We start from the raw sequence: 21,682 nt of genomic DNA on the forward strand, positions 1-21,682 counted from the left end.
AATAAACTTGACATATCTATTTCTTCGAGATTATATTTTACTTACGAAATAACATACCGTTCGGTACGTTATTTCCAATCACACAAAAAGGAGCTGATTTTATGAGTAGCAAAGAAAAAATGATGACCACTCTAAAACATACTCATATACATTCACCTATTCATGCAACCATGTCACGCTATATGACTCTATTATTCGCAATAGCTTGCGGGATGGTTGTGGCGAATATATACTTCGCTCATCCACTACTTGATTCTTTATCAAATGAATTTAAGATTAGTCATTCAACTATCGGTATTGTGATTACGATTACTCAAGTTTGTTATGCACTCGGATTACTTTTATTCGTTCCACTTGGTGACTTATTAAACCAAAAGAGACTCATTATTGTTCAAATGCTTTTATCTGTTTTCGCTTTAATTGTAATCGGGATCGCTCCCTCCAGCACCATACTTTTTATAGGTATGGCCTTAGTAGGACTTCTTGCAACTGTTACGCAAACTCTCGTCGCATACGCATCAATTTTAGCTAATCCAGCAGAACGTGGACGCATAGTAGGTTTCGTGACAAGCGGCGTTGTAATAGGTATTCTCCTTGCTCGTACATTTGCAGGCACATTAACAGATATAGCTGGATGGCGGTCCGTTTATCTCACCTCCGCTACCCTTTTACTCTTCGTATCTTTTTTATTACATCGGAATTTACCTACTCTTGAACAGAAAAGAATGACAACTATGCCTTACCGAAAATTAATCCGTTCTGTTCTCTTATTATTTGTAGAAGAACGATTCTTACGCATTCGCGGAATATTAGCATTGCTCATTTTCACTTCATTCAGTATTTTATGGACTTCTTTAGTATTACCTCTAAGTGCTACACCTCATAATCTATCACATACAGCTATTGGTGCATTCGGCCTTGCTGGAGTTGCAGGTGCATTAGCTGCTACGAAAGCGGGACAATTAGCTGATAAAGGATTAGGACAACGAACAACTGGCATAGCCTTATCTTTATTAGTACTTTCATGGCTCCTAATTAAATTTATTAACTACTCTCTATTGTTACTAATTTTCGGCATTATCCTTTTAGATTTAGCTGTGCAAGCTGTACATGTCACCAATCAAAGTATGCTTTTCACAGTGCGCCCTGAAGCAAGAAGTCGAATCACTGCCAGTTACATGATTTTTTATTCTATCGGTAGTGCAACGGGTGCCATTCTTTCAACAAATGTTTATGCAAAATACGGATGGAACGGAGTATGCCTATTAGGTGTATCCGTTAGTGCTTTTGCTCTTTTATTTTGGGCAATGACCTTACAGCAATCATCACAACTAAAAAAAGAATAATTCATTTATATATTTTCTAATATGCATTTTTCTACAAGACTATAGAATACCATTTACTTTTTAAAATAAATCAACGGCATTTTCATATTAAAAATGCCGTTGATTCCAAACTTTTATGTATGCGATTCGCCATGTCATGTTAATGGTTCCTATACTAACGAAATACCTCTATTACAAATTACCTTTAACTTGTCCAACAATCTCATTTATCGTATTTCGATCAAACTTATCACTAATTTCGTATGGCTTACGATCTTCTACTAATTGTACCCCTACGATGTCTTTTCGGTCTTTACCATATTGCACTTCAATAATAGATCCACGCTCTATTTGTTTCCAAATGAGACCTGCTTCATCTTTATTATCTAAAATAATGCAGTCCTCAATACTTTCGTCAATCCCAATTAACTTATTATCATCCATATATCCAATCTCGTATTGTTGCCGTTCTTTCGCTTTGCCACTTACTAATATACCTTTGCTACCATATGAATAATCCATATAGTCTTTTTTCTCAGATTGTACCACTTTCGGCTTTTGTGCTTCCGTTTTTTCAGTAGCCCCACAACCTGTAATAAGACTGATTGGCATAACCACTATTAATACTACTCTAGTAAATTTCTTTATCATTTGTAACCAACCTCACATGTTTAACTTTAAATTCCATTTATCCCCTTACCAAATAATAACATAACACTACAGAGAAGATGCCAAAGATAAAATATTATTTACATTCTCCCACTTTAAAAACCGATGCGGAAAGTTATACATCTATTTTGTCTCTTTCCCGTTTACCTTAATGTAATATTCTCATGATTATAATTAGATGGAAGGTCAAAATCACAAACTGAATTGCCAAGGAATTATAGAAAGTAGACATCCTACTCACATACGATTAGTATTAAATTTGAGAGGTATGGAAAACTCGATAAAAAATTATAAACTATATCATTACAATTAAAATGGTCTTTATATTAAGGAAGGAAGTGCACAGCTATGGATTTTAAAACAGTTATGCAAGAGCTTGAATCCCTCGGTAAGGAAAGAACGAAAAAAATATACATATCTAACGGTGCACACGAGCCAGTTTTCGGCGTAGCTACGGGCGCTATGAAACCAATCGCTAAGAAAATAAAATTAAATCAAGAGTTGGCTGAGGAACTTTATGCCACAGGTAACTACGATGCTATGTACTTTGCAGGCATTATTGCAGATCCAAAATCTATGAGTGAGTCTGATTTTGATCGCTGGATGGACGGGGCATATTTTTATATGCTATCCGATTATGTAGTGGCAGTAACTTTATCAGAGGCAAATATTGCACAAGATGTTGCTGATAAATGGATTACAAGTGGGGATGAGCTTAAAATGTCTGCAGGCTGGAGTTGCTACTGCTGGCTTTTAGGGAATCGCAAAGACAATGAGTTTTCTGAAAGCAAAATTTCCGATATGCTTGAAATGGTGAAAAATACAATTCATCATTCTCCAGAACGAACAAAATCCGCTATGAATAATTTCCTAAACACTGTGGCAATTTCATATGTACCGCTACACGAAAAGGCAGTTGAGACTGCAAAAGAAGTTGGTATAGTTGAAGTAAAACGTGATAAGAAAAAAAGCAGTTTACTAAATGCTTCAGAAAGTATTCAAAAAGAACTTGATAGAGGCAGACTTGGTTTCAAACGTAAATATGTAAGGTGTTAAAAGTATGAAGGTGTCAATCTAAGTGAGATTGACACCTTTTTTTATGGACATTACTAGATTAATGGGACTCAAAGTTAAAGAGAACCAATCATTCATTTCCCTCTATACATCTAAAACTTCTTCTTTCAATTTATATACTCTATCTCTTTTCTCATCATCTTTGATAAAAATAAGTTTTCCTTCTTTAACAAAACCTTCTAATATTAAGCATACTTGACCATATGCTTTAGGCTTATTTGTTGTGAATCTTTCATCGGGTATTTTACCAGATCGTATTAATCGTTCGCATAGCTCAAGTGCACTTATTTCTTCAGAATTAAGTAATTCCAAAATAGCTTTTTGCAATGGCGATAACGGTACAGGTATCTCAGCTACCTCCACCTTCTCTTTTTCTTCTTCAAATAAATCTTCAAATGAAATTTGATTCATTACATCTTTTCCTTTCTCACAATTGATTTATATAACATGAACTGAATCCTATATGTACTGGAACTTTAAATATTATGTATTGTTATGTAGTACTTACCTTATTACATGAATTTCAAACTCATGTCCGTAATTCCATATAGTATGTTTCGATTATACCAAATATACGTTCTGTCTTCTATTGTAGAATTTTTTATAACAGGAATGAGAGTAATAGTGAATATTTATCTCCTTTTTAGTTTTATAAACCATGTAAAAAAGAGAAAAAGTTTACATAACAAAATTATAATTTCCTATAAATTTTCTATGCTAAAACGCAAAAAAGCACTTTTTTCCTTTAATTGACAATCAAGTGCTTTAAGCTCATATGTTTTTAAGTTGCGTAAATTTGTAAGTTTTGTAGTAACAGTACGACACCTTTTGTACATCATGACAAATACTATATTAAAACTTACGAGTTTGTACGAGTTCGTTAGTTTAATATACATTCCATGTGTTTATATTCATCACCCATTAAAATGTCATCTCGCCTAAGCTCGTACTTTATTTTCTATTCTATCATTGCACACAGAACTCTATGATGGTACACCCATCATGGAGTATGTATTTTCAAACAGCCTATTATTTTTTCTGTCTTTTATTTAGTTAAATAGGATTATTCGGAAATTCACTATAATACTTATCGATTAACGCTTTATAATTTTCATCATTTGGTACTTCGCCTAAGTATTTATTTTTCCAAATAATCATTTGGTCACTAAAACTATATTCCGTATCAAACCAATTTGTATAATCATAATGTAACTTAAATTTCCCACTACTCTCTAGGTAAATTGTAAAACAATACCAAAGTTCTTGCTCATTATCTTTAAAAGCCTTTCTAAGTTCCTTACTCAATTTATATAAAACATCTTCTTTTCTCTCAAATTCATCTTCATCAATTTGATATTTGAAAGGAATTTCTACACTATATTTATATTGCTTATTTTCAAGTGTATTATAAAAAAAGTAAGTTCCTCCCCCATTTTCTGATATTTGAGCATAAAAGTAAAATTTATTCCAATCTTCTGGAATCATTTCATTAACTGTTTCAGCTATCTCTCTATATAATCTATTCATTTCCTTTTCCATACTCAACCTCCTGCTCTATTTTCAATGGTTTTCTTAAATATTCCTTTACCTTCAATTTCATAAACTACTTTATATGAATCTGGTCTTAATGAAGTCCCAACAAAAACTGGCTTAATTTTTACAGATACTTTTTTTGGGGGAATCTCTTTCAGAGCGTTTGTCCACTCAGTCTCCATCTTGTACCACTCTCCACCAGAGCGATTAATTTGCCTATTCTGAGCAAGCAAATTATCAATATCTCCCGAACCACGAAACTGAGTTCCTATCAAGTGTCCACCATCATCATCAACCAATCTATCTTGTCGACCTGCTGCCACTTGCATTCCCGGGTTTCGCGTTCCTTTTTGAAGTATTAACTCTTCCGCATTTACATCTATTATTCTACCAAGTTCATCTGTTGTATATTTATAATTCTCCTCAGTAATATAACGTACGTTTGGTGTAAGTTCTTCCTTCCATTCTTCCCTTTAATGATGTGTTCCCCAAAATTTTCTCCTGTTATTTCAGTTATCTCACTATTCTTACCCGTACCCTTAGGAACTTCATCGACTTTCCTTTCGAACTTGCTAATTAGATTTCCAAGCTTTTCCGTATCAACTTGGAGGGACCTCAATCCGAATAAATCAGCCGTTTGACTAAGCCTAACCTTAACAGGAATTGGAACATTCTGATATTCCTTTTTCCACCGTTAAGCCGTGCTCATTCCGTCATAAACAGGGAGCTTGTATTTAACTTCATAAATACCTAGAATATCCGGATGTGGCGTTTTTGTTACACCTTGATTAATATTCTTTATCGGATCACCGAAGTTGTCTAAAATGTACTATTCAAAGTTTTCAAGGTTGTATCCACCTTTTATACCTATAGTCGGTTTTGCTTTAAAACCTTTTACTTCAATTAAATGCTTATCATAACCAGTCTTAAAATTCACTTTAATTTTCGGATTAACTTTAGGAACTTCACCCGTCCCCTATGTTGTACTTTTAAATAATTCGGGGAAAAAGAAGAGGCTTTCTCTAGGTCGTTAGACCATAAAGAAAGCCCCGTTTAAATTAAAGAGATTAACCAACTATTAACTAATTCCAATCAATAAAATCCTATCATTAGTTTTCAGGAATATATAAATTATCCACAAATTCAGAGAAACTTTTAGAAATTAGTCGGATGTATTCCTCTCTTAACTCGTTATCTTCTTCAAAGTAATCCATATCACAATGATATACACTACCTCTATCTTTCCCATCAATTGATAAACAAATCAAACTCCCCGCGGGGTCAATTCCAATTGGAAGAAAATTACTTGGTACCACTTGCATCAAATTATAACTTCTTAATTTCTCTTCTAGATTTATTTCATTTTCTATTGATAGAGGAAAAAACATTGAAACAGACGATGTTATTACGCCTTTCTTAGTTGTATCATTAGTTTTAAATCTTCGTTGCTCAGTTTTTCTTCCATTTTTAGACAGCAAAAATTGTTTATAATCATCAGGTAACAATATACCATACTTATTTTCGAAATCTTCGATATCTTCAATGCCAATAGGGGTAAAAGTATATTCAAAATCTAAATTCCTCATACAATTAACCTTCTTTCCTGTTCATTTTGTTTTTCTCAATCAGAGTATAATCTCTCAATCAATTCAGAAAAAGAGTCACATATTAATTTAATTTTATCCTCATTCACTGATTCCTGATCATAGAAAACTACTGACGGAGAATCTTTAGTATCACAGTAATTAAAACAAATAAGCCCCCCAAATGGGTCTCTTGCAAATGGAATAATACCTTCCGGAAGTGAAGTTAATTCATAAACAACTTCTATATTTGCATCTTTGCTTGTAAAACTTAATAGACAATCAAAGACTGCTCCACCCTCATCATCATTAATATCATAAATATTAGGCTCAGGATAACCACCGTTATTTTTTTTAATGCATTCACGGTAGTCATCTGGAAATCTGACACCAAATGAATTCTCCACAGCAATAATTACTTGCTCATCTATCGCTCCATCCGTAAATAGCCAAGTTACTCAGCTCATTTTATCATCTCCAAAATAATTTTCTTCAGTTTACCTGTTCTACCGTCATCTCCACCACCCCAAATTGCTCTACCACCTGTATGACCCGCAACCTGATGTTCATAGTAATCAACAAGTTGCATTTTACCAGTCTCTTGATGATGATGCCATGTGACTGATTTTGGCTTCTTACCTAATTTGAATAACTCAATATCTGTTTGGCTGAATTGTTTTGCTAAGTTTGGATCTTTCATTATATCGTCCTATAATTTTTGTGAGAGATATTTTAACTGCACTGAGTCAGGCTCTATATGATATGACTCTGATAAAGATGTTTCATATTTTGAATTAAAAATTGGGTAACCATCTTTATCATATTTAACTTTATAAGTTTCCGCATTTTTCTTAAATGTAAATGTATAAGTAGTAATTCCTGTAGAATCATCTACTACTTTTTCTTCAAAAATCTCTTGGTTTATTAGGTTTTCTACTATAAGGAGGTAAATCTCTAGCTGCTTTTGTCATAGCTTCTTCATATTCTGCAGTTCTTTCATTAGTCGATTTAATTTTTTTAGTTTGAGTACCTTCACCCGTACCCTTAACCCCACCACTCTCCAAATTCGAAATCCTACTCTGAATACTCGCCTTTGAGGCATCATGAGCTTCTTGGAATTTCCCGCTATAGTTCGTTCCAGATCTAACGACACTTCCATCTGGCAGTATTTCTACACCTTTAACGAATGGGGTTACGGAGTCCACACCTTTTGCTAATGTATTTCCAATTATATAATACCAGTAATTTGGGTTGGCCTTAATTCACAAAAATAATTTTTATAAATTTATAGCATGCTTATCTATTAAAAAAGCACTCATTGCCTTTAGTCGACAATCAAGTGCTTTAAGTTCATGTATTTTTAAATAGCATAAATTTGTAAGTTTTGTAGTAACAGTTTGACACCTTTTATATGTGGTAACAACTACTACGTTAAAACTTACGAGTTTGTACGAGTTCGTTAGTTTAATATACAATCCATGTGTTTATATTCGCCACCAAGTAAAATGTCATCTTACCTAAGCTCATACTTCGTTTTCTATTCTATCATTGCACGTAATACTCTATGATGGTACAACCATCATAGAGTATTTACTTTTTTAACAGTTTATTTTTTTTCATCCATCTTCTGCTTTAAATATTCAGCAATTTCAGTTTGCCCAAATTCTCTAGCATATTCATATGCATCCAAATTCTTAATACTCTCTCCAGTATATCTAATTGAAATATCTATTCCTTTTTCAACTAGAAACTCAACTACTTCTTTATGCCCACCATAAATTGCTCCAAATAATGGATTTCTTTTCGCTAAGCTCACATCTAATTCTGCGCCGGTCTCTATTAAATACTTTACTATCTCCAAATGCCCCTCTCCTGCTGCTAAATTTAATGCAGAAGCATCAAATGTACCACCTTTAGCATCAATATCTATACCTTTATTAATTAGATACTCAACTATTTCAAGGTGTCCTTTCTTGGCAGCTACATGTAACCACGTGCCAAATGAAGTCATTGTGTTTAAAATTTCATTATCATCACCTATTAATTGTTTTACTTCATTAGTATCCCCCAATTTAATTGCATTCCTTATTGCTTTGTTTACAATTTTTTTATCCAAAACATATCCTCCTTAAATTCAATTATCTTCTGCTAGCTAATTCACCTAATTCTTCAAGAGCTTCAACGATATCGTCAAGCTCACCACCCTCAAATTCAACAGCCCTTAATCGAGTTACGACATTCTCCAAAGCATCAAAACTATGTTGTCCTATTACAGCATTTGGTGCCCAAACAAGGTTTTCTTTACCAATTATTGGATCTATTCCATACCTTCTTAATATTTCTTGACCTTCTCGAACCAGTTCTTGTTGCTTCTGACGAAGGCCTTTTTTAAATAAAATATGATGTGCATGTGGTTTTATCATAGCAGCAGGTGGGTCACCTATAAGTCCTCTAAGGTACTTACCAAAATCAATTTTAATTAATGCTTCATTATATTCTTTAGTAATGCCTAAATCAGACATCTTTTTACTAATCTCAGACAGCTCATCTACACTAAAAGTATTATTTTGAATAGCATTTTTTAGTTTATTCATCTTAGCGGCATCGACATTCCCATTCACAATTATATCATCAAGATAATCACTTACGGTTTTACCCGTACCCTTACTAGCAAGAGAAGCCTCTACACCCTTAATCTTATCATCTATAATCTTATTACTTTCTGTATGATGCTTATTCACCCTGCTTTGGAAATCTGTACCACCTTGTTTAGATATTAGTAAGCCATTTCCGTCAACTTCAAAACTTGCTGATTTGGCTGTCCTATCATCTATGCTTTTGGCTATTTTTTCGCCAAGTTGATACATCTTTTCATTTCCAGATTTCTCCATTTTAAGGCTTGCTAGTTTCAAACGGTCAAGCATAGTAGCTTTATTATCACGCAATGATTGTACCACATTTTTACCCAAATTTGGATTAAAACCAGGCATTCCTTCTTTGAATTTTAATAATTTGGCTAAATCAGCTAATTCACTCGTTCCTTTGAATGCTTTTACTCCTTTTCCTACTGCTCCAACAACTGGGATTGCATCTAATCCGCCAAAAATGATGTTTCCTACCCGCTCTTCTTGGCTCAATTTCCGGTGTGTTCCCCAGTCTTCTCCATCGATACCGCTTTTTATTTGTACAGCGCCGTATACAACTGCGGCAGCGGCCCCGAGTGGTGGACAAAGGATTGTTGTGATGATGATTCCTGCGCCTATTCCTATGTCTCGTATCATTTCTAGTTTTTTCTGTTCATCTTCTATCGATTTGTATTCAAATCCTCGTGTGGATGGGACTACTTTCTTGTATTCTTCATAATTTAGTTTTGCATCTGGGTTTTGTTTTTTTAGTTCTTTGTACTCCGCTTTCAGTACGTTATCAAATGCAGGTGAATCTTTAAAAATATCTTCTACAGTTATTTTATCTTTTTTTGTTTGTATTGTTTGCGGTACACTTCCGTATCCCGCGTGCGCATCTGGTAATACTGTCGTTGTTGTAGAGCCAATTCGGTTATTTGTTTCGAAGCTAAGAATAGATGTATCTCTCATTTTTTGAGCGAATTTATCCATTTCTACTAAAAAAGGTTTATCTATATGTTCAGACACCAATCGCCCTGCTTCTCCGCAATATTTTTGTAATGTCGAATAGCTATCAAGTAATTCCCCTATTTTTTGCGATTGATCTTTTGGGCTAAAATGTATACTACCATCTGAGTCTAAATCTCGTATTCTTCCATCAATTCTTTTTAATGATTCATTTGCTTCCCGTAATTTCATGAGTGCATCTTTTGTAATTCGATTCATACCATCTCCCATGTTTTGCCATGGTTCAGGTCTATATTTCACATCCATTTCGTTTTCATCCCCCAGCCGTATGGTGATTTCTACAACTTACTTAATCTTTCACGTAATTGTTCGTCCTTTTCAAGCATTTCTACACATACATTTCCTACAACTTTCGCCGACCTCAAATAGTGTTCAGACAATTCAAGTGTTTTGTGTAATATATCAGGATATTTTTCAATTACTCTCATCGCTTCACCTTTTTGATAAAAATCACTGCTTAATAAACTCTCAATATTTGTTCCAATGACGTCTACATGGATTTTATATATATTTTCTAACTTCATTACTATATCAAGTAGTTCTTGAAAATTAACTAATACTTCTTCTCCACCACCAGAACCACTATCTCCCATTGATACTTGCATTATTGAATACCTCCTAACGAGAATTGTCTCGGGTCAATTAACTTTTTATATGGCATTTTTAACACGTCATACAATTTCTTATTAACCGCATAGAGGCTCACCCAGTCATATCGATTACGATCTACATCTATTTGAACGAAATCTTCTCCTTCAGTGAAATATAAGAAACATTCCCATTTTCCTCCTCTATTACTTCGAGGCCTCGTATACGTTTCTATCGCTATAACGTCTTTATTTGATAAATCTTTTCCCTCAAATGTTTGTTGTTCTGCCTCTGTCATTCTCTTTGAGAAAAATGTATCTTCTATTTCTCTCGGTTCTCTCAATAAGAAAGGGATGCGTGTTAATAATGAAAAATATACGTCTGGCTTTGGTATGTAGTCGATCTCGTATTTTTTATTTGGCTCTACTTCTGTTAATACAGCCACTCGGTCTTTATCATGTTTCAAAAAGCCAATTAATACATTATTCATTCTCGTGTATTCATGACAATTTTCATATTCCTTTAATAGCTCAATCATTTGAAAAGCTGCAGAGGTAATTCCATTTTCACTTGTAAGTAAGCCTTTTTCTTTTAAACTCATAGTTGCTTTCGTGACACATTCTTCATCAAGTAAAATAATTACGTCACGGTTTGGCAATCCAAATATATCCGTAACCCCGGCTGCACCTGCGAGAACATATAATTCAGCTGGTGCAAAATTCCTTTCTTTTCCCATTCTTTTATCCCTCATTTCTCCATCACAACTGTTTTATCGCCCTTACTTCCGATCTATCTCCGTACGTTTGAATACTTTTATCTAACTCTTTCAAAGCTTTCGTATGTCCTTCAAATGCATCTACCAGTTCTGAGTTATATTGAATGATTAAATCTAGATAACTTAAAAAGGCATCTCTCGTTTTTCCATTCCAGTTCGCACATGTAACGTATGCTTTTAAGTTTTTCGCTTCGTTTAAAGAATCCTTCATACCATTTTCTATGTTTTGTGCGTAAGAAATGGCACTTGCAGTGTTACTTCCTATAATTTCAACCTCTTTACCACTCATGTTGGTTCCCTCCATTCTTTGTATGCTTAATGGATAAGTTTTTCAATTTCCTTTTTCTTTTCTTCAAAAGCCTTAGTCGCTGCAGCGTATGCTGACGCTTTCTCCGCTTCTGCTTTAGCTTTATATTCCAAATACTTTGCATAAGCTGTACCTTTTGCAGATCCAACATCGCTTAATGCACTTTTAAAATAGGATACTAATGTATTTAATTCTTCATCCTTTTCATGACGTTTTTGTTCAAATTCAACTGCCGGAATTTTATTAGCTTCCAAGCCATTACTTTTACTCTCATAATCTCTCTTCGCTGATTCAGCCTCTTGAATGAATTGCTTTAACTCTCTTTCTTTATCTTTTAAATAATCATGTAAATCATCATACCGATCTCGTTTCCTCGCACTTTCTGTAAAACCAGACGCATTTAAAAAAGCATTGTACAATTCATCTAACATCTTTCTCCCCCTTTATTACAATAATTATGTAGTTAAATTCGTATATATAAACATGAATATTCATTACATTAAGAATTAACAAATAATTATTTTTGCATATTGCTATTTTATCAAAGGGGTTTTAACATTTCCATATTTTATAAATAGCTTTCGCATTTTTCTTCAATTGTAATACCTGAAAAGCAGGCAGTCTTTAAGGCCTAATTAAGTAAGTATTCTATGTTACGAATGAAAAAGGATCTGATATAAATATCAGATCCTTTTTCATTGCTTCTTTTATAAATTTAATTCCTTAATACATACATCGTTTCATACGATAACTGGTTCATACGTGCTCAAATTATCATACACAGTTTTTACAATACTAGGCGGAAGGTTAACACATCCTCAGATCCACCTTTTCCTGTGGCAGTGCATAATTTTTAATAGAATCCAAGTGTATTTTTACTTGCCTGACTTAATTTTTTCGCTATACTCTTCTAAAGTTAACCCTTTTTCTTTTAGATACACAGCAACTTCTTTTCCTACATAACGATAATGCCATGGCTCATACTTAATGCCAGTAATATTCTCTTTATCTTTCGGATAGCGGAGAGTAAACCCATACTCTGCAGCATTCTTATCTAACCATTTGAATGCATCAGTCGTTTCAAATTTTGCATTTAAATCTTCTACCGTATTCTGCCATTCAACTGAAATAATGTCTAACGCTAATCCCGTATGATGTTCACTTGCACCAGGATACTGAAGATATTCCAATGCCTTAGCACTAGCCTCTTTATCCGACAAACCTTGAGATTTATAGCTTTTAACTGAAGCATCATAATAAGTTTGTTGTAATTTTATAGCTCGATAACCTGATCTTAAATAAAGATTGATTCCCTCTTTTTTTGCAGCTGCTACCATATCCTGATAGGAAGTTGCAATTCTACTATCTATTTTCATATTTGGCTTCGCATTTTGGGTAATACTTGTTAATTCAATTCCTAGTTCCTTTGATAACATATGCTCTCTATTTACAAGGATAATTCTCCAATCATTAACATCAGAGATAGGTAAAACATCTTTTTTATTCGCATTTATCTCATTTTTATTTTTATCGTTATTATTAGTAGTTTCCTGAGATGTTTGCTTTCCACTACAAGCAGCAAGGCTCCATCCCATTGCCAATACCAATGCTAAAATTATAAATTTTTTAATTGTATCTCATTCCCTTTTTGTTTATTAGTCTTTATACCAATTTCCCAACACATCTCTAGGAATCTCCTTGAAATTCTCTAAAGAAACGGGGCCGACAAATTTTTTAATCCCATGATTTTTAGAATCTTCATCCGAATAATCTTTTAAAAATTGAATTTTAAATTGTTTCTTACCATCAGCATAGTCGGTTACTGTCGGTACGAGTGCCGCTTGTCGTATACCAAAAGTTTTATCTTCATACTTAACAAATTGTATATAAGATAATCCTCCTACCAATGTTTCTAATTTTTCTTGAGCAGAAATAAGATTTCCAAGAGAATAATAGATTAGCGTTTCATGTCCATCTTTATTTTGTTTCCACTCAATTGGTTGAATTACATGTGGATGATTTCCAATTACTACATCTACACCTAAATCTGTTAAATATTGAGCAACTTCTTTTTGTTGCTTTGAAGGTGTAGAGGTATATTCTACTCCCCAATGCACCATAACAATCACCATATCAGAGCTACTCTTTGCCTTTTCCACATCATTTTGTATCGCTTTTTTATCCATTACATTTAATGCCCAAGACTTATCAGCTGGAATTTTAATTCCATTCGTACCGTATGTATAATTTAGTAACGCAAAACGAATACCATTTTTTGTAATCGTTTTTATTTCATTACGCTCATTTTGATTCTCATTAATGCCTAATGGGATAACATCCGGATATTTCTTCCAGTATTCTCTTGTATTCGCAACACCTTTAATACCCATATCCATAGCGTGATTTGTCGCTTGCGTCACTATATTGAATCCAGTGTCCACTAAAGATTGACCTACTTCTTCAGGTGTATTGAAAGTCGGATATCCCTGTACTTTTAGATTATTTCCTGCTATCGGAGTCTCCTGGTTCACTATAGCAAGATCACTTGATTGAACAGCTTTTTTGATATTTTCATAAATATAGTGATAATCATATGAACCGTCTTTTTGTTTGCCATCTTTAATTACTGCATCATGATATAAATTATCACCCGTTGCCATTACATTCACAACCGATTTTACTTTTTTATCTTCAATAAAATTAGGAGACTGTTGAATAGGACTTTTCTCTACCCAATTTGGTGCTTTTAATGATGTATCTGTATTTGATTGAGCCGGTGGTGATGAAGCTTTAGATGACTTAACATCTGTATTATCACAAGCGGTTAAAAGTACTAAAAAAATAAGACATAATAAAAATTTATTTTTACTTCTCTGTAAATTATGTAACATGTAATCCTCTTTTCTGTTCTATTACTTATAACCAATTTTAACAAATAACTTTTTAAACAACGTATTTTGGTTTTACACTTCATTATGGAAGGACACTCTGTTACATCTGCTTCGGAATATACGGATAACCGTTTTCCACTTTCTAACAATCTATCGATTCTATTAGAATTGATAGATTGCTAAAAAAGCATTATCCACCAGGATGCCGACTAGATTCCAATCAACATCCTCCATATATTGAATTTGATATACCTGTTCCAATTGTAGTAGCTGGTTAATCTAAACAAGAGAGGAGATATAGCCTCTTCTCTTGCTTTACATTTGTGAGTGGCTCCAAAAAGAGGGAATCGTTGACGTCCCCTCTTTAGATAGTGCAAAATTTTTGTACCTATTTTCTTTAAGTCGAGCGACAATCATTATACGAATCACAATAAGTAAGACCCAAGAACTTATTTTACCAATATATTAAAAAAGTAGCAATATCACCTGCGATTCATATAAAGAAGACAATTAGGAGAAATGAAAAAGGAAGTCGTTATCTCTATCGTACAATTGATAAAGATGATGTAGCTCAAGTATTAAAAAAGTTAATCTGTACTATTAACAACAGTTAAAAGAAAAAAATAGTTATTTCCTATATCGAAAATTATGTAAATGAATACTGGTATGAAACGACTATACGATGGCACCGTTATATTTCCATAAAACTAACAAACTAAAATACCACGTAACATTACAAGAGTTACGTGGTATGTAAACGATGAAATATTAAATTTTCACTGATTGTTCTTCTTGATAAATAATTTCACCATCAATAATAGTTATTTCTACTTTTAAATCTTTAATTTGGTTTGGATTCACACTTAAAATGCTGTCATTTAATATAACTAAATCCGCCAACTTTCCGACCTCTATGCTTCCTTTTATCTCTTCTTCAAAACTCGCATAAGCGCCATTCCATGTGTATAGTTTAATAGCTTCCATTACACTTATAGATTGATTCACACCAACCTCTATTCCAGACTTCGTTTTTCTATTGACAGCAACATGAATTCCTAATAAAGGGTTATAGTCGGTAACTGGTGCATCCGAACTACCTGCTGCAATGATGCCTCGATCAATATAATCACGAGCAGCGTACATATGATTAACACGATCACCATAGTGCCGTAAATATATCTCTCCGAATTCATATGGAAATGGAGGGTTTGGAATTGGAACTATCTCAAGTTTTTTCATTCTCTCTTGTAAATCTGGTGAAGAAATTCCCGCGTGCTCGATTCGATGACGATGATTTTTTCTTGGTGATTCCTCTAACGCCCTTTCTACACAATTTAAATACATTTCAATAGCTTTATCACCTTGTGCATGCACAGTGATTTGATAACCTTTTTTGTGTGCTTCGCCTAACACTTGATAAATTTCTTCCTCATTATAATAAAGAATGCCATAATTGTTACGATCACTCGAATACGACTCACGGGTTGCAATTGTAGGTCCAGTACTACTTCCATCTGTAAACAGTTTAGCTGGTCCAACCTTGAACCTCTCATCTCCCGTACCAGTTATCACACCAGCTTCGACCATTTTATTAACAAATTCATGGGAGTTATTTATTTGACATATCATTGCATATATTCGGACACGAATATCCCTACTCTTCACAGCTCGTTGTAGTAAACGAAAACTCTCAGGTCCATCTCCACCTGCGTCATGTATACTCGTTATACCAGCTGCAACGAAATGATCTGATGCAATTTTCACAGCCTTCATCATTTCACTTTCTTTATAACTTGCAACTTCACTCATCTCCATATTTGCTGCTTCAATTAACCTTCCTGTAAGCTTTCCTGCCTGATCCTTTTCAATAACTCCCCCACTCGTGTTCGGTGTGTTCTCGTTAATTTGCGCAATTTCTAATGCTTTGCTGTTCACTACGCTTATGTGGTGACAAGTACGAGTTATAATAATAGGATGGTCAACTGAAATGTCATCCAGCTCAGTAATTGTTGGATAACGCTTTTCCTTCACAGCGGTTTCATTAAAGCCCCAAGCACGTATCCATTCACCTTTTGGCGTTTCTAATGCCTTCTTTTTTAGGTCATCTAACAAAGCTTCGATAGAATCAATATGTTCAGCTTTACAACTGACAGCCAACTGATTTTGTCCATAAGAAATGAGGTGAAGATGGGAATCAATGAATCCAGGAAGAAGCGTTTTTCCTTGCAAGTCAATTACATCCGTTTTTTCTCCTATAAAACTCTTAACCTCCTCATTTGAACCAACAAATGCGATACGATTATTTTGTATTGCCACAGCTTCGACTACTGTATTCTTTTGGTCGACTGTAATAACTTCTCCATTTAACAAGACAACATCAGCTTTCATAAACTCAACCCTTTCGGAATTACCCTTTTCGAGTAATTCATTCCGTATTTACAGTTACATCTCTCAATAGGATCTTCCGCCTTTTAACAAATTAAAGTTGAGCTAAACACTCTTTTATTGTTGTAACGATAAAAGTAAAGTCTTCCTCTGTAATGCTTAATGGCGGTGCAAGTTGCAAAATATTATTGTAACCGGCAACAGTGTCACCATTTTTACCGATAATTAGACCTTTTTCTTTACAAGCATTGATGACTTTGTTCATCTTTTCAATGGAAGCCGGTTCTTTTGTTTGCTTATCTTCCACTAGTTCAATACCTAAAAGAAGACCTTTTCCGCGAACATCTCCTACGTTTGGATGTTCTTTTACATCCTCTAGTTCATATAACAGTCGTTCACCCAATTCCTTGGAACGGTCAATGAGTTTCTCATTCTCCATAATTTCTAAATTTTTCAAAGCTAAGGCGCAAGCTGCAGGGTTTCCTCCGAACGTATTCACATGGCGAAATCGATCATAATCTTCGCTGCCTACGTACGCCTCATAAATCTCTCGTTTAACTGCTGTTGCCGACAAAGGAAGATACGCACTTGTAATACCTTTTGCCATCGTAATGATATCTGGTTTGACACCGTAATTCATAAATCCAAACGGCTTCCCTGTCCGCCCAAATCCACATATTACTTCATCACAAATGAGCAACGCACCGTGCTTCTCGCAAATTTCTTTTACTTTTGCCATATATTCATCAGGAGGCATCAAAATGCCGCCCCCAGTAATAATCGGCTCCATAATTACGCCGGCTACTGTTTGACTTAACTCCCATGTCATGACACGATCGATTTCATCAGCACTTGCCAGTGTACGAACATCTTCTGGATTACGATACGTATCAGGCGGTGCTACATGCAAGAATCCTTGCCCAAGTGGTTCATATTTATACTTTCTTTGTGCTTGTCCTGTTGCCGCAAGAGCCCCCATTGAGTTACCATGATAAGCACGATAGCGTGAAATAAACTTATAGCGTCCATGATCACCTTTTTGCTGATGATATTGACGAGCAATTTTAAACGCTGTTTCATTTGCTTCCGATCCACTGTTAGAGAAGAAAATAACGTATTCATCATCAAGCCATTCATTCAATTTCTCTGCTAATTTAATAGCAGGAACATGACTTTGTGTCAGAGGAAAATATGGCATTTCTTCCAGTTGTTCAAAAGCCGCTCTTGCAAGCTCTTTACGGCCATATCCAACATTCACGCACCAAAGACCGGACATGCCGTCTAAATAACGGTTTCCATCAATATCCGTCACCCATGCTCCTTCTGCTTTTGTAATAATTAAATTCGTTGGATTAGGGGATGCTCCTTTCATTGCATGCCAAAGGTACTTTTCATCTGCTTGTTTCAAACTTTGTGTTTGCTCTGTCACTTGCACAATCACCAACTCCATTCTATCCGTTTATGATTTTCTATCACTCTATCAATAACGAGCCGTAAGCATTTTCTTGCGCGTATAAAATTCTACGCCATCTTTTCCATTTGCATGGAGATCACCATAGAAGGATTTCTTATAACCTGAGAATGGGAAGAATGCCATTGGAGCAGGAACCCCAAGATTGACCCCAAGCATACCTGCATCAATTTCTTCACGGAATTCACGAATTGCTTTCGCGCTATCGGTGTATAGGCATGCACCATTTGCGAACGGTGATGCATTAGCAACATGAATTGCTTGCGCCAAGTCTTTTACGCGTATAATAGAAAGAACCGGTGCGAAGATTTCATCTTGCCAGATTTTCATTTCCTGTGTCACATTGTCAAAAATCGTTGGACCGACAAAATAACCGTCACCGTTTGCTGCATCATCTTCACGTCCGTCACGAATAAGTGTCGCTCCCTGCTCTATACCAGATTGAATGTATCCGTGTGTACGCTCTTTATGGCCGTCACGAATAACGGGACCAAGAAAAACATCTTCTTCCAGACCATTACCAATCGTAATTGCATTCGCCTCTTGAAGCAGTCTATTAACGAGCTCATCTGCAACGTCTTCTTCCACGACAACAACAGCCGCCGCCATGCATCTTTCACCCGCTGAACCGAAGGCAGCACTTGTAATTTCTTTCACTGCAAAACTAAGGTCCGCATCTTTTAATACGATCGAATGATTTTTTGCACCTGCAAGAGCTTGTACACGTTTGCCGTTTGCTGCTGCTGTTTTATATATATACTCAGCGACAGGTTGAGAACCAACGAAAGATACAGCCTTCACATCCTCATTGTCAAGAATGCCATTCACGACGTCATGTGCACCATGTACAACATTTAGTACTCCATCTGGAAGACCTGCTTCTGTAAACAGTTCAGCTATGCGATTCGCCAGCAACGGTGTTCTTTCAGATGGTTTTAATACAAACGTATTTCCGCATGCAATCGCGAGTGGGAACATCCAGCATGGCACCATCATCGGAAAGTTAAATGGCGTTATTCCTGCGATTACTCCGATTGGATAACGATACATCCCTGATTCAACACCAGTAGCAATATCAGGAAGTTGCTCTCCCATCATTAAAGTAGGTGCACCTGCTGCAAATTCAACACATTCAATCCCTCGCTGTACTTCACCGTAAGCTTCTTTATAACTTTTTCCATTTTCCAAGGTAACGAGTTTCGCTAACTCCTCCCAGTTTTCAATCAAAAGCTGTTGGTAGCGAAATAGAATCCGAGCACGCCGAGGTACAGCAACCTTTTTCCATGTTTGGAATGCTTCTTTCGCAGTTGCTACAGCTCTATCCAAATCTTCTTTAGTCGAAAGCGGCACACGAGCAATAGTCTCTCCTGTTGCTGGATTTGGTACATCTTCTACTTGTTTACTTTTAGATTCTATCCATTGTCCACCAATATAATTTTTTAACGTTTGTACATTTTTGGTTACTACCATGGTGAAACCTCCTAATTTTAAGATAGCCGTCCTATGTATGTATTGCATTCTCAAAAAAAGAAAGCGCATTCATTAGACGGTATATAAACTTATTTATATACATTTCTCTAACATTACTAATCTTACTCTTATCGATTGCATATGCAGGAGCAGTCATCTGCTTAGCATTTGTCCACTCTCCAGTTCACATTATTTCAGATTAATCTCATGGTTCATCTTATAATTCTTTTTCAAAAATACTGGGCAATCCCATTCACAAACAAGGTCCTTATCCAAGGAAACAACCCAGCCCTTTGTAACATGATACTTTTTTCCATCAACAGTAATAAACACTTCACCGTCTGTCACATAGAAAACTTCCTGTTCTTCTACATGCCACGTTCCTTTATTTGGTTCACCTACCCATGGTTCCCATGTGTTGGCACCTAGTTGCTCTGCTTCTTCTGCTGTAATTTTTTTCGCAAAAAACATGATGATACCCCTCTCTCTTATTAGTAATTTTGACGGAATACGTTCCTATACATCTACTGTTTTAACATTGGTATCTGTATTAACATTGGTAACCTTTAAACGTTTGAACTCTTTTCTCATAAAGTATATGGCAATGAGAACGCCTGGAATTTCGGCAGCAGGAGCAGCGTACCATACACCTTCTACACCCCAGAACTTCGGAAAAACAAATAGAAACGGTATCATGAACAACAATATTTTGCTAACACTAATAAACGTTGCGGACCAGTTTCTCTCCTGTGATTCAAAATAACCAGAGACAAGCAAGCTAACTGCACTAAGTGTAAACAAACAATTGAATACAACCGTCGTCCAAATGCCCAGTTTTTGCAATTCAGGATTACCACCGGAAAAAAATGACACAATTGGATCTGCAAAAATGATTAATATAGCTGTCACAATTACAAAGAAGGAAACTGTAAAAATGAGTCCCATCTTAATTGCTTGTTTCACACGATCAAGGTTGCCTGCACCATAATTATAACTAATAATCGGTTGAAGCCCTGTCATTCCACCGAGCGCCGCTAAAGCGAGAAGATTTGTAATGTAACCATTTTGAATCGTGAAAGCTGCAACGTGCAGACCACCTCCGTAGCTTTGCAGTAAATTGTTGGTGAAAATAATTGCTATAAACATCATGAACTGACTAGAGAAAGATGCAAACCCCGTCCAAACTACTTCACCAATCTTCTTAAGATTAATCATCACATCTTTCATTTTTGGCTTCAGTTTTGTTTTACCAAACCAGAAATAAAAGATTAAGAGAACAGGAATCGATTGCGAAATCGTATTAGCCCATGAAGAACCCATCATCCCCATGTCATACTTCACTACCATAATCCATTCCATAACTCCAGCAACAACTGCTGCGACTAACCAACTGTTCATTGACAATATAGGTTTTTCATCGATATTAGCTAAAATACTTAATACAACGGCCAATATCGTTAATGGCAACGAAATCCATAGTAGTCGGCTATATTGCACCGCATACGGAAGTGCTTCATCACTTGCTCCAAATAGAATCATAATATCAGTTTCAAAGACCAATCCAAGTACAGCTATCAAAGTGGAAAGGAAAAGAGTAAACCATAAAGTTTGTCCCATAATACTTCTAGCTTCTTCTATCTTCCCTTTCCCCATTCGAAGTGAAATGACCGCTCCGGCTCCTATCCCCAAAAGAACCCCAATCATACGGGTAATAACCATGACCGTAAATCCAATTCCGATTCCTTCGATTTCTAGCTCCTGAAAGCCACTGACGAAATAGCCATCAATAACCGATACAACTCCTAGAATTACATTAGCCATAATTCCTGCCAAAGCAAACCGTAAATATAGTAACGGAATACTTTTGGTTCCGAGCACTGAATCATCCACCGACTTATTCATTCCTTCTGGCTTCTCTATGTTCGATGACGGACGGTTGTCCACTATTTTCATGAGCATAT

General features: G+C 35.4%; 21 protein-coding genes and 2 pseudogenes. 2 read left to right on the forward strand and 21 right to left on the reverse strand.

The genetic code is table 11. The features are described from left to right. Positions 1-101: 101 nt before the first annotated feature. Positions 102-1,346 carry an MFS transporter gene (locus tag MHH42_RS16120; RefSeq protein WP_070173496.1) on the forward strand — a complete coding sequence of 415 codons (1,245 nt, stop codon included), beginning with the start codon at positions 102-104 and terminating at the stop codon, positions 1,344-1,346. A 171-nt stretch (positions 1,347-1,517) separates the two neighbouring features. Here the strand turns inward: MHH42_RS16120 and MHH42_RS16125 are convergent, their stop codons facing one another. Beyond that, positions 1,518-1,976, reverse strand: coding sequence for a hypothetical protein (locus MHH42_RS16125; RefSeq protein WP_340893599.1), 459 nt, complete (start codon positions 1,974-1,976; stop codon positions 1,518-1,520). Between the two features lie 366 nt (positions 1,977-2,342). Here MHH42_RS16125 and MHH42_RS16130 point away from each other — a divergent pair, with 366 nt between their 5' ends. Further along, positions 2,343-3,050: a DNA alkylation repair protein gene (locus MHH42_RS16130; RefSeq protein WP_070173497.1), complete on the forward strand. Its 708-nt coding sequence runs from the start codon at positions 2,343-2,345 to the stop codon at positions 3,048-3,050. A gap of 102 nt (positions 3,051-3,152) precedes the next feature. Here the strand turns inward: MHH42_RS16130 and MHH42_RS16135 are convergent, their stop codons facing one another. From MHH42_RS16135 to MHH42_RS16230, 20 genes and pseudogenes are all read right to left on the reverse strand, one after another. Next, complete coding sequence (locus tag MHH42_RS16135) at positions 3,153-3,479, reverse strand: DUF3895 domain-containing protein (protein WP_001071903.1); 327 nt, start codon at positions 3,477-3,479, stop codon at positions 3,153-3,155. A 642-nt stretch (positions 3,480-4,121) separates the two neighbouring features. Beyond that, entirely contained in the window at positions 4,122-4,607 is a 486-nt protein-coding gene (locus MHH42_RS16140) for an antitoxin YezG family protein (protein ID WP_070173498.1), read from the reverse strand. A gap of 2 nt (positions 4,608-4,609) precedes the next feature. Continuing rightward, positions 4,610-5,220: pseudogene (locus MHH42_RS16145) on the reverse strand (DNA/RNA non-specific endonuclease). A gap of 490 nt (positions 5,221-5,710) precedes the next feature. Next, positions 5,711-6,187 (reverse strand): SMI1/KNR4 family protein, encoded by a 477-nt coding sequence (locus tag MHH42_RS16150; protein WP_340893601.1) that lies wholly within the window; start codon positions 6,185-6,187, stop codon positions 5,711-5,713. Positions 6,188-6,222: 35 nt separating this feature from the next. Continuing rightward, positions 6,223-6,615, reverse strand: coding sequence for an SMI1/KNR4 family protein (locus MHH42_RS16155; RefSeq protein ID WP_340894752.1), 393 nt, complete (start codon positions 6,613-6,615; stop codon positions 6,223-6,225). A 32-nt stretch (positions 6,616-6,647) separates the two neighbouring features. Then, positions 6,648-7,389, reverse strand: a pseudogene (locus tag MHH42_RS16160) (HNH endonuclease). Between the two features lie 72 nt (positions 7,390-7,461). Next, positions 7,462-7,653 (reverse strand): hypothetical protein, encoded by a 192-nt coding sequence (locus MHH42_RS16165; protein ID WP_079998551.1) that lies wholly within the window; start codon positions 7,651-7,653, stop codon positions 7,462-7,464. A gap of 137 nt (positions 7,654-7,790) precedes the next feature. After that, complete coding sequence (locus MHH42_RS16170) at positions 7,791-8,300, reverse strand: ankyrin repeat domain-containing protein (RefSeq protein WP_048529192.1); 510 nt, start codon at positions 8,298-8,300, stop codon at positions 7,791-7,793. A 22-nt stretch (positions 8,301-8,322) separates the two neighbouring features. Further along, entirely contained in the window at positions 8,323-10,080 is a 1,758-nt protein-coding gene (locus MHH42_RS16175) for an AHH domain-containing protein (protein WP_255253920.1), read from the reverse strand. Positions 10,081-10,112: 32 nt separating this feature from the next. Then, positions 10,113-10,439 (reverse strand): MFS transporter, encoded by a 327-nt coding sequence (locus MHH42_RS16180; protein WP_070173503.1) that lies wholly within the window; start codon positions 10,437-10,439, stop codon positions 10,113-10,115. Further along, on the reverse strand, positions 10,439-11,158 hold the full coding sequence (locus MHH42_RS16185) for a DUF5081 family protein (protein WP_070173504.1): 720 nt from the start codon (positions 11,156-11,158) through the stop codon (positions 10,439-10,441). The genes MHH42_RS16180 and MHH42_RS16185 overlap by 1 nt, the downstream gene beginning before the upstream one ends. 22 nt (positions 11,159-11,180) lie before the next feature. After that, the gene (locus MHH42_RS16190; protein WP_000014533.1) at positions 11,181-11,486 is read right to left on the reverse strand and encodes a WXG100 family type VII secretion target; all 306 of its coding nucleotides are present in this window, start codon (positions 11,484-11,486) and stop codon (positions 11,181-11,183) included. 26 nt (positions 11,487-11,512) lie between these two features. Then, the gene (locus MHH42_RS16195; protein WP_000883458.1) at positions 11,513-11,935 is read right to left on the reverse strand and encodes a hypothetical protein; all 423 of its coding nucleotides are present in this window, start codon (positions 11,933-11,935) and stop codon (positions 11,513-11,515) included. A 444-nt stretch (positions 11,936-12,379) separates the two neighbouring features. Next, the gene (locus tag MHH42_RS16200; RefSeq protein ID WP_000241997.1) at positions 12,380-13,111 is read right to left on the reverse strand and encodes a M15 family metallopeptidase; all 732 of its coding nucleotides are present in this window, start codon (positions 13,109-13,111) and stop codon (positions 12,380-12,382) included. Between the two features lie 48 nt (positions 13,112-13,159). Continuing rightward, positions 13,160-14,395, reverse strand: coding sequence for a CapA family protein (locus MHH42_RS16205; protein WP_000903056.1), 1,236 nt, complete (start codon positions 14,393-14,395; stop codon positions 13,160-13,162). A 768-nt stretch (positions 14,396-15,163) separates the two neighbouring features. Beyond that, complete coding sequence (locus MHH42_RS16210; RefSeq protein ID WP_000642584.1) at positions 15,164-16,783, reverse strand: amidohydrolase; 1,620 nt, start codon at positions 16,781-16,783, stop codon at positions 15,164-15,166. Between the two features lie 91 nt (positions 16,784-16,874). Then, on the reverse strand, positions 16,875-18,230 hold the full coding sequence (locus MHH42_RS16215; protein WP_165406227.1) for an aspartate aminotransferase family protein: 1,356 nt from the start codon (positions 18,228-18,230) through the stop codon (positions 16,875-16,877). A gap of 30 nt (positions 18,231-18,260) precedes the next feature. Next, positions 18,261-19,721, reverse strand: a complete 1,461-nt coding sequence (locus MHH42_RS16220; protein WP_000261824.1) for a CoA-acylating methylmalonate-semialdehyde dehydrogenase — start codon at positions 19,719-19,721, stop codon at positions 18,261-18,263. A 189-nt stretch (positions 19,722-19,910) separates the two neighbouring features. Beyond that, complete coding sequence (locus MHH42_RS16225; protein ID WP_000464526.1) at positions 19,911-20,192, reverse strand: cupin domain-containing protein; 282 nt, start codon at positions 20,190-20,192, stop codon at positions 19,911-19,913. A 45-nt stretch (positions 20,193-20,237) separates the two neighbouring features. Then, positions 20,238-21,674: an MATE family efflux transporter gene (locus MHH42_RS16230; protein ID WP_000706168.1), complete on the reverse strand. Its 1,437-nt coding sequence runs from the start codon at positions 21,672-21,674 to the stop codon at positions 20,238-20,240. Positions 21,675-21,682: the final 8 nt, after the last annotated feature.

Origin of the sequence: Bacillus sp. FSL L8-0099, assembly GCF_038006385.1 — a bacterium.
GTDB classification, from domain to species: domain Bacteria; phylum Bacillota; class Bacilli; order Bacillales; family Bacillaceae_G; genus Bacillus_A; species Bacillus_A toyonensis.

Bases quoted from the DNA above. Each gene is read 5' to 3' on its own strand.
- MHH42_RS16120 (WP_070173496.1), top strand. From the start codon at position 102: ATGAGTAGCAAAGAAAAAATGATGACCACTCTAAAACATACTCATATA.
- MHH42_RS16125 (WP_340893599.1), bottom strand. From the start codon at position 1,976: ATGATAAAGAAATTTACTAGAGTAGTATTAATAGTGGTTATGCCAATC.
- MHH42_RS16130 (WP_070173497.1), top strand. From the start codon at position 2,343: ATGGATTTTAAAACAGTTATGCAAGAGCTTGAATCCCTCGGTAAGGAA.
- MHH42_RS16135 (WP_001071903.1), bottom strand. From the start codon at position 3,479: ATGAATCAAATTTCATTTGAAGATTTATTTGAAGAAGAAAAAGAGAAG.
- MHH42_RS16140 (WP_070173498.1), bottom strand. From the start codon at position 4,607: ATGGAAAAGGAAATGAATAGATTATATAGAGAGATAGCTGAAACAGTT.
- MHH42_RS16150 (WP_340893601.1), bottom strand. From the start codon at position 6,187: ATGAGGAATTTAGATTTTGAATATACTTTTACCCCTATTGGCATTGAA.
- MHH42_RS16175 (WP_255253920.1), bottom strand. From the start codon at position 10,080: ATGGATGTGAAATATAGACCTGAACCATGGCAAAACATGGGAGATGGT.
- MHH42_RS16180 (WP_070173503.1), bottom strand. From the start codon at position 10,439: ATGCAAGTATCAATGGGAGATAGTGGTTCTGGTGGTGGAGAAGAAGTA.
- MHH42_RS16185 (WP_070173504.1), bottom strand. From the start codon at position 11,158: ATGGGAAAAGAAAGGAATTTTGCACCAGCTGAATTATATGTTCTCGCA.
- MHH42_RS16190 (WP_000014533.1), bottom strand. From the start codon at position 11,486: ATGAGTGGTAAAGAGGTTGAAATTATAGGAAGTAACACTGCAAGTGCC.
- MHH42_RS16195 (WP_000883458.1), bottom strand. From the start codon at position 11,935: ATGTTAGATGAATTGTACAATGCTTTTTTAAATGCGTCTGGTTTTACA.
- MHH42_RS16205 (WP_000903056.1), bottom strand. From the start codon at position 14,395: ATGTTACATAATTTACAGAGAAGTAAAAATAAATTTTTATTATGTCTT.
- MHH42_RS16210 (WP_000642584.1), bottom strand. From the start codon at position 16,783: ATGAAAGCTGATGTTGTCTTGTTAAATGGAGAAGTTATTACAGTCGAC.
- MHH42_RS16215 (WP_165406227.1), bottom strand. From the start codon at position 18,230: ATGGAGTTGGTGATTGTGCAAGTGACAGAGCAAACACAAAGTTTGAAA.
- MHH42_RS16220 (WP_000261824.1), bottom strand. From the start codon at position 19,721: ATGGTAGTAACCAAAAATGTACAAACGTTAAAAAATTATATTGGTGGA.
- MHH42_RS16225 (WP_000464526.1), bottom strand. From the start codon at position 20,192: ATGTTTTTTGCGAAAAAAATTACAGCAGAAGAAGCAGAGCAACTAGGT.
- MHH42_RS16230 (WP_000706168.1), bottom strand. From the start codon at position 21,674: ATGAAAATAGTGGACAACCGTCCGTCATCGAACATAGAGAAGCCAGAA.